Source organism: Caulobacter sp. P4_E5 (assembly GCF_056401555.1).
Genome location: NZ_JBFUJD010000138.1, coordinates 1 through 7075 on the forward strand (window position 1 = coordinate 1; position 7075 = coordinate 7075).

A 7075-nucleotide genomic window follows, 5' to 3' on the forward strand; every position below is an offset into this window, starting at 1 on the left:
TGGCAAGGACGCACCGCTCAAACGTCACCTCGCCCCATTCTGATCTATGCCGTTCAAGCGGCGCCGGCGCTTCAGAAAATGGCGCCCTGCTATCAGATTAAGCCGGTTTGCATTCCGCGCCGCAGGGGCTATATGTGTCAGGAAGGTTATGCTCACTTTCAGCATAACCAGGACGCCGGACCGCCCGGGAGCCCCCGACAGGGAAGCTCAAGCGGCCCCCGGCGTTTTTTGAAGCCCTGGAAATGCTCACTTTGAGCATAACGGAGGATCAGATGGCCGACGGGTTCGCCGCCCCATTCGAGTTCACCGCCGAGATCGAGGCGGCGACCGCCGGGATCTGGGACAAGGTCAAGCATCACGTCACGCCGATGGAGTGGCGGGTGCAAGCGCCGCTGATCGCCGAGATCAACCGCCTGAAGCGCGAGAAGAACGCCGCGATCCTGGCCCACAACTACATGACGCCGGACATCTTCCACGGCGTCGGCGACTTCGTGGGCGACAGCCTGGCCCTGGCCCGCGAGGCGGCCAAGAGCGACGCGGCGATCATCGTCCAGGCCGGCGTGCACTTCATGGCCGAGACCAGCAAGGTGCTCAGCCCCGAGAAGAAGATCCTGATCCCGGACCTCAAGGCCGGTTGCAGCCTGGCCTCCTCGATCACCGGCGCCGACGTCCGGCTTATAAAGCAGCGCTATCCGGGCGTGCCGGTCGTCACCTATGTCAACACCACGGCCGACGTGAAGGCCGAGACCGACATCTGCTGCACCAGCGCCAACGCCGTGCAGGTGGTCGAGTGGGCCGCCAAGGAATGGGGGACCGACAAGGTCATCCTGATCCCCGACGAGTTCCTGGCCCGCAACGTCGCCCGCCAGACGAGCGTCAAGATCATCGCCTGGGCGGGCCATTGCGAGGTGCACAAGCGCTTCACGGTCAGCGACATCGCCGACATGCGCGCGGCCTGGCCCAACGCAGAGGTTCTGGCCCATCCCGAGTGCCCGGCCGAGATCCTGGAGGCGGCCGACTTCGCCGGCTCGACGGCGGCGATGAACGACTATGTGGCGGCCCGCAAGCCGGCCCAGGTGGTGCTGATCACCGAGTGCTCGATGGCCAGCAACGTCCAGGCCGAGAGCCCGCTGACCCAGTTCATCGGCCCCTGCAACATGTGCCCGCACATGAAGCGGATCACGCTGCAGAACATCCACGACGCCCTGGTCCACGAGCAATACGAAGTCACCGTCGACGCCGACGTCATCGACCGCGCCCGCCTGGCCGTGCAGCGGATGATCGACCTGCCGCCGCCGGCGGTTCCGGCGCGGTACGACCTGGTCAAGGCGCGGCATCACGTGGACGTGGAGCTGATCTAGTGAGTTTGGTCCCCTTCCCCCTTGCGGGGAAGGTGGCCGCGAAGCGGTCGGATGGGGGTGTCGGCTCTGACTTTAAAGGTCGGCGCTGACACCCCCACCCCAACCCCTCCCCGCAAGGGGGAGGGGCTTTGGAGTGAGTGATGATCGAACGCGTAACCTTCGACGGCCCCGTGATCCTCGGCGCCGGTCTGGCCGGTCTCAGCGCGGCGCTCGCGGCCAAGACGGCCCTGGTGCTGTCGCCGACGCCGCTGGCGACCGGCTGTTCCAGCGCCTGGGCGCAGGGCGGCATGGCCGCGGCGCTGGCTGGCGACGACAGCCCGGCCCTGCACGCGGCCGACACCATCGCGGCCGGGGCCGGTCTCTGCGATCCGACCGCCGTCGCGCTCCTGACCCGCGAAGGCCCGCAGGCCGTCCGCGACCTCGCCGCTCTGGGCGCGCCTTTTGACCGTAAAATTGGCGACCGCAAAAGCGGTGACGACTTCGTGCTCAGCCTCGAGGCCGCCCACTCGCGGGCCCGCGTCGCCCGGGTCGGCGGCGACGGCGCCGGCGCGGCGATCATGGCCGCCGTCATCGCCACGGTCCGCGCCACCCCGTCGATCGAGATCCGCGAGAACGCCCGCGCCCGCCGGCTGCTGCAAGACGCGACCGGCCGCGTGGTCGGGGTGCTCGCCGAGATCGACGGCGCCCTGGTCGAAATCCGCGCGAAGGCCGTGATCCTGGCCACCGGCGGCGTCGGCGGCCTCTACGCCGTCACCACCACACCCGCCGAGGTGCGCGGCGAGGGCCTGGGCCTGGCCGCCCTGGCCGGCGCGACGATCGCCGACCCGGAGTTCGTGCAGTTCCACCCCACCGCCATCGACATCGGCCGCGACCCCGCGCCCCTGGCGACCGAGGCCCTGCGCGGCGAAGGCTCGATCCTGCGGAATACAGATGGTCGCGCCTTCATGGCCGACTACCACCCGGCCAGGGAGCTGGCGCCGCGTGACGTGGTGGCCCGCGCCATCCATGCCGAGCGCGCGGCCGGCCGCGGCGCGTTCCTGGACGCCACCGAGGCCGTCGGCGGCCACTTCCCGCACGAGTTCCCGGCCGTGTTCGAGGCTTGCCAGAGCGCCGGCATCGACCCGCGCCGCGAGATGATCCCGGTCACGCCCGCCGTGCACTACCACATGGGCGGCGTGGCGACGGACCTGGACGGCCGCGCCAGCCTGCCGGGCCTCTACGCCGCCGGCGAGTGCGCCTCGACCGGGGTGCAAGGCGCCAACCGCCTGGCCTCCAACAGCCTGCTGGAAGCGGCCGTGTTCGGGGCCCGCGCCGGCCGCGCCGCGGCGGCGGAAGGTGTTGAGGGCGCCGCGCCGCTCAGCCTGGAGCCCCTGCCCGACCTGCCCGACGCCGCGCTGCAGACCCTACGCAAGGCCATGAGCCGCGACGCCGGCGTGGTCCGCGACGCCGCCGGCCTGGCCCGCCTGCTGGGGCAGATCCAAGCCCTGGAGCCGGCCAATGGCCCCTGCCCCACGGTCGTCGCCGCGCGGCTGATCGTCGAGGCGGCCCTGGCCCGCCGCGAAAGCCGCGGCGGCCACTTCCGCGCCGACTTCCCGGCGACCGCCGAACCGGCCCGCACCTTCGTGACCTGGGAGAGCGCGGACGCCGCCGTCCGCTACGCCGCCGAATGAGCATCACCGCTTTGGACGACATCCTCGTCCGCCCGATCGTCGACCTGGCCCTGGCCGAGGACCTGGGCCGCGCCGGCGACATCACCGGCCAGGCCTGCATCGACCCGGACGCGCGCCTGTCGGTGGTCTGGGCCAGCCGCCAGGACGGCCGGGTCTCAGGCCTTTCCTGCGCCCGCCTGGCTTTGGCGGCGCTCGATCCGACTGCGACCTTCGAGGTCGTGACGCCGGACGGTTCGGACGTGCTGCCCGGCACGGTCCTGGCCCGCGCCGAGGGCAACGCCCGCGCCGTGCTGATCGCCGAGCGCACCGGCCTGAACCTGCTGGGCCGGCTCTCCGGGATCGCCACCCTGACCCGGGCCTATGTCCGCCTGGTCGAGGGCACGCTTGCGACCATCGTCGACACCCGCAAGACCACGCCGGGCCTGCGCGCTCTGGAGAAGTACGCCGTCCGCTGCGGCGGCGGGGTCAACCACCGCTTCGGCCTGGATGACGCGATCCTGATCAAGGACAACCACGTCGTCGCCTGCGGCGGGGTCGGCGAGGCCGTCCGCCGGGCCCGCGCCCATGCCGGCCATTTGGTCAAGGTCGAGGTCGAGGTCGACGGCTTGGACCAGCTGGAGGAAGCCCTCAAGCACGGCCCCGACGTGGTGATGCTCGACAATTTCAGCCTCGACGACCTGCGCGCGGCCGTCAGCCTGGCCAAGGGCCGGGCAGTGCTGGAAGCTTCGGGCGGGGTCAACCTGACCACCGTCCGGGCCATCGCCGAGACGGGGGTGGACGTGATCAGCGTCGGGGCGCTCACCCACTCGGCGCCGGTGCTGGACATCGGGCTGGACGCCAGCTAGCGGCACGGCGAGCTCCCTCTCTCTTAGAGAGAGGGTTGGGGTGAGAGGTTACAGCGCCTGACGGAGCGCCGGCACGCCGTCAAACGGCGTAACCACTCACCCTCCCACCGCTTCGCGGCGGGCCCCTCCCTCTCTCTATGAGAGAGGGGTTCCGCGCGACCTCAGAACACCTTCATCAATTCCCGCACCACCATCGCGGCCAGCACGCCCGTCGACACCACGAACAGCAGGAACCGCAGCGTCACCAGGTTGACGCTGACCTGCAGCAGGCTGTGCAGCACGCGGATCCAGACATAGACCCAGGCGAAGTGCACGGCCATGCCGTCGGCGTGGCCCGCGACCTGGATGGCCAGGGCCGCCGCGTAGAAGATCGTCGGCTGCTCCATCAGGTGGTTGTAGTTGTCGGCTGCTTGCCGGACGTGGTCGGGCAGCACGTCCAGCGAGCCCGGGAACCGCGCGTCCTGCGGCTTGACCCCCGCCTTCTGCATCGCCGGGATCCGCTGGACATACATCCAGACCCAGATCACCAGCGACCAGCCCACCAGCGCCATCACGGGCGCGACCATCGAAGTCTGCATGGCTCCCTCCCCAGGGATTCTTTGTTTGCCCGGGGAGCTAATCAGAGAACATCGATATCGGAAACGGTGACGCTTGGGGAAGGCGGAAACCAAATACCRAGTTCGCCGCCAACAATCCGTGTCATCCCGGCCGAAGCGAAGCGTAGAGCCGGGACCCAGGGGCGGCGCGCACGGCGTTCCGTCACCCCCTGGGTCCCGGACAAGCCCTGCGGGCTTTCCGGGATGACACGGGTTTTCTGGCCAGGAACTCCGATCAGTTCCCCCGGTCCCGGAACGGATCGGCCGGGTAGACGCCCAGGATCTCGAAGCGCTCGGAGAAGAACTTCAGCTCGTCCAAAGCCAGGGCCAGGCTGCGGTCTTCCGGTCGGCCGTCAACCTCGGCGTAGAAGAAGGTCGCCGTGAAGGCGCCGCCCTCCATGTAGCTTTCCAGCTTGGTCATGTTGACGCCGTTGGTCGCGAAACCGCCCAGGGCCTTGTAGAGCGCCGCCGGCAGGTTGCGGACACGGAACACGAAGCTGGTCACGCAGCGATGGGTGAACTCCGGGGCCGGCGGGGCCTTGTCGGCCGTCATCACCAGGAAGCGGGTGGTGTTGTGGCGCTCGTCCTCGATGTCGCTGGCCAGGATGTCGAGGCCATAGATCTCGGCCGCCAGGGCCGGGGCCACGGCGCCGCGGGTCGGGTCGGGCTTCAGGGCCAGGGCCTTGGCCGCGCCGGCGGTGTCGCCGGCCGCCTCGGTGGCCACGCCCAGCTTGTTCAGGCTGTGGCGGCACTGGGCCAGGGCGATCGGCATCGAGGCCACCACCTTGATGTCCGACAGCTTGACGCCCTTGTTGGCCATCAGCTGGAAGCGGATCGGCTTGAAGCGCTCGCCGATGATCTTCAGGCCCGAGGCCGGCAGCAGGTGGTGCACGTCGGCGACCCGGCCGGCGATCGAGTTCTCGATCGGGATCATGCCCAGCTCGCAGACGCCGGTCTTGATCGCCTCGAAGGCCTCCTGGAACGTCGCGCAGGGATAGGCCTCGTGCTCCGGGAAGTAGGTCCGGCACGCCTCGTGGCTGTTGGCGCCGGGCTCGCCCTGGAAGGCGATCTTCTTGAGGATGCTCATGCGGTTTCCTGGGCCTGCTTACGGGCCGCTTCGAGATCGGAAGGATTGTCGACGGAGATCGGGGCCTCGGCCGCCACGGCAGCGCGGATGGTCAGGCCCAGCTCCATGGCGCGCAGCTGCTCCAGCTTCTCGCGCTTTTCGAGCGCGGACGGCGAGGCGTCGTTGAACACCACCAGGGCCTCGCGGCGATAGCCGTAGATGCCGATGTGGCGCCAGACCGGCGCGTCGCCATAGAGGGTCGAGCGGGTAAAATAGAGCGCGCGGCCGCTCTGGCCGTCGTCCTCCATGGCCAGCACGGCCTTGACCACGTCGGGATTGGAACGATCGGCGGGCGAGGCCTCGGGCGCGACGACGGTGGCGATATCGGCGTCGTCGAACTCCTTAAGTATTCGCGCGCAGTCGCTGAGCACGGCCGGATCGACGAACGGCATGTCGCCCTGCAGGTTGATGACCACGTCGTGCTCGAACCCTGGATCGAGCACCGCCAGCGCCGCCAGGATCCGGTCCGAACCGGACGGCAGATCGGGGTCGGTCAGCACCGCCACGCCGCCAGCCTTTTGAACCGCCTCGACGATTTCGGGATCGCCGGCCGCCACGGCCACGGGGCCGATGTTCGCCTTCAACGCCTGGTTCAGAACCCGGACGATCATCGGAACGCCGCCGATCTCCGCCAGCGGCTTGCCCGGCAGGCGCGTCGCCGCCATCCGCGCGGGGATCAGGACGATCGGGTTCATGGGTTCGTGGCCTCAATTGTTTGCTGCCCGGTTGCGCGAGGGGCGGTAGCGTGTAAGAGACGCGAGCGCAACATGACGCGCGTTCGGGACTCGTTTCGCGATTCCGACGCGCTGGTTTCAAGCCCGCCTTTCGACGGGCCGATAAGAGGCTGACTAGGCTGAAATGAGCGACCTGACGTTCAACAAGATCGCTGGCGGCGCGCTGGCGACCCTTCTGGTTATCTTCGGCCTGAAGGAAGGCTCGGACATCGTCTTCAAGAAGCATGAAGTCGAGAAGGCCGGCTACGAGATCGCGGTCCAGGAAGAGTCGGCCGGCGGCGGCGAAGTCGCCGACACCCCGCCGGATTGGGCCGCCGTGCTGACCCCGGCCAATGTCGCCGCCGGCGCCGCCGTCTCGGCCAAGTGCGCGGCCTGCCACAAGCTGGACGCCTCGAACGCCAACGCCACCGGCCCCGGCCTGTGGGACGTGCTGGGCCGCAAGCCCGCCGCGCACCCGGGCTTCAACTATTCGGGCGCGATGAAGGACTTCTCCGGCAAGCAGCCGGTGTGGGACTACGACGCGCTGTACACCTTCCTGAAGGCGCCCGGTAAGGACGTCCCCGGCACCAACATGACCTTCGTGGGTCTGAAGAAGCCGGAAGACCGCATCGCGATGATCGCCTACCTGCACAGCCTGGGCTCGAAGCTGCCGGTTCCGCCGCCGCGTCCGGCCGCCGCCGCTCCGGCTGCTGGCGCTCCGGCCGCCGACGCCGCGGCTCCGGCCGCCCCGGGCGGTACGACGG

At 69.5% G+C, this 7075-nt stretch carries 7 protein-coding genes and 1 pseudogene; 5 read left to right on the forward strand and 3 right to left on the reverse strand.

Features of this window, described 5'->3' with window-relative positions; translation table 11 throughout:
- Nucleotides 1-272 precede the first annotated feature (272 nt).
- The 3 genes from nadA to nadC all read left to right on the forward strand — a co-directional run bounded on the left by nadA (nucleotide 273) and on the right by nadC (nucleotide 3876).
- Nucleotides 273-1361, forward strand: a complete 1089-nt coding sequence (nadA, locus tag AC1DSO_RS24285; RefSeq protein WP_477071253.1) for a quinolinate synthase NadA — start codon at nucleotides 273-275, stop codon at nucleotides 1359-1361.
- Between the two features lie 140 nt (nucleotides 1362-1501).
- Nucleotides 1502-3031, forward strand: coding sequence for an L-aspartate oxidase (locus AC1DSO_RS24290; RefSeq protein WP_477071254.1), 1530 nt, complete (start codon nucleotides 1502-1504; stop codon nucleotides 3029-3031).
- On the forward strand, nucleotides 3028-3876 hold the full coding sequence (gene nadC / locus AC1DSO_RS24295) for a carboxylating nicotinate-nucleotide diphosphorylase (protein ID WP_477071255.1): 849 nt from the start codon (nucleotides 3028-3030) through the stop codon (nucleotides 3874-3876). The genes AC1DSO_RS24290 and nadC overlap by 4 nt, the downstream gene beginning before the upstream one ends.
- Before the next feature lie 161 nt (nucleotides 3877-4037).
- Here the strand turns inward: nadC and AC1DSO_RS24300 are convergent, their stop codons facing one another.
- Complete coding sequence (locus AC1DSO_RS24300; protein WP_477071256.1) at nucleotides 4038-4454, reverse strand: MAPEG family protein; 417 nt, start codon at nucleotides 4452-4454, stop codon at nucleotides 4038-4040.
- A gap of 116 nt (nucleotides 4455-4570) precedes the next feature.
- Between AC1DSO_RS24300 and AC1DSO_RS24305 the strand changes: the two are divergent.
- Nucleotides 4571-4690: pseudogene (locus AC1DSO_RS24305) on the forward strand (hypothetical protein); the annotation flags it as partial.
- A 17-nt stretch (nucleotides 4691-4707) separates the two neighbouring features.
- Here AC1DSO_RS24305 and AC1DSO_RS24310 read toward each other — a convergent pair.
- Together AC1DSO_RS24310 and AC1DSO_RS24315 are read right to left on the reverse strand one after the other, a co-directional pair.
- Entirely contained in the window at nucleotides 4708-5559 is an 852-nt protein-coding gene (locus AC1DSO_RS24310) for a prephenate dehydratase (protein ID WP_047407637.1), read from the reverse strand.
- Nucleotides 5556-6293, reverse strand: coding sequence for a 3-deoxy-manno-octulosonate cytidylyltransferase (locus AC1DSO_RS24315; protein WP_477071257.1), 738 nt, complete (start codon nucleotides 6291-6293; stop codon nucleotides 5556-5558). Before AC1DSO_RS24315 ends, AC1DSO_RS24310 begins: the two co-directional genes overlap by 4 nt.
- 163 nt (nucleotides 6294-6456) lie before the next feature.
- Between AC1DSO_RS24315 and AC1DSO_RS24320 the strand changes: the two genes are divergently transcribed.
- Nucleotides 6457-7075, forward strand: a 619-nt coding sequence (locus AC1DSO_RS24320; protein WP_477071258.1) for a c-type cytochrome, incomplete at its 3' end; no start/stop codon positions are given.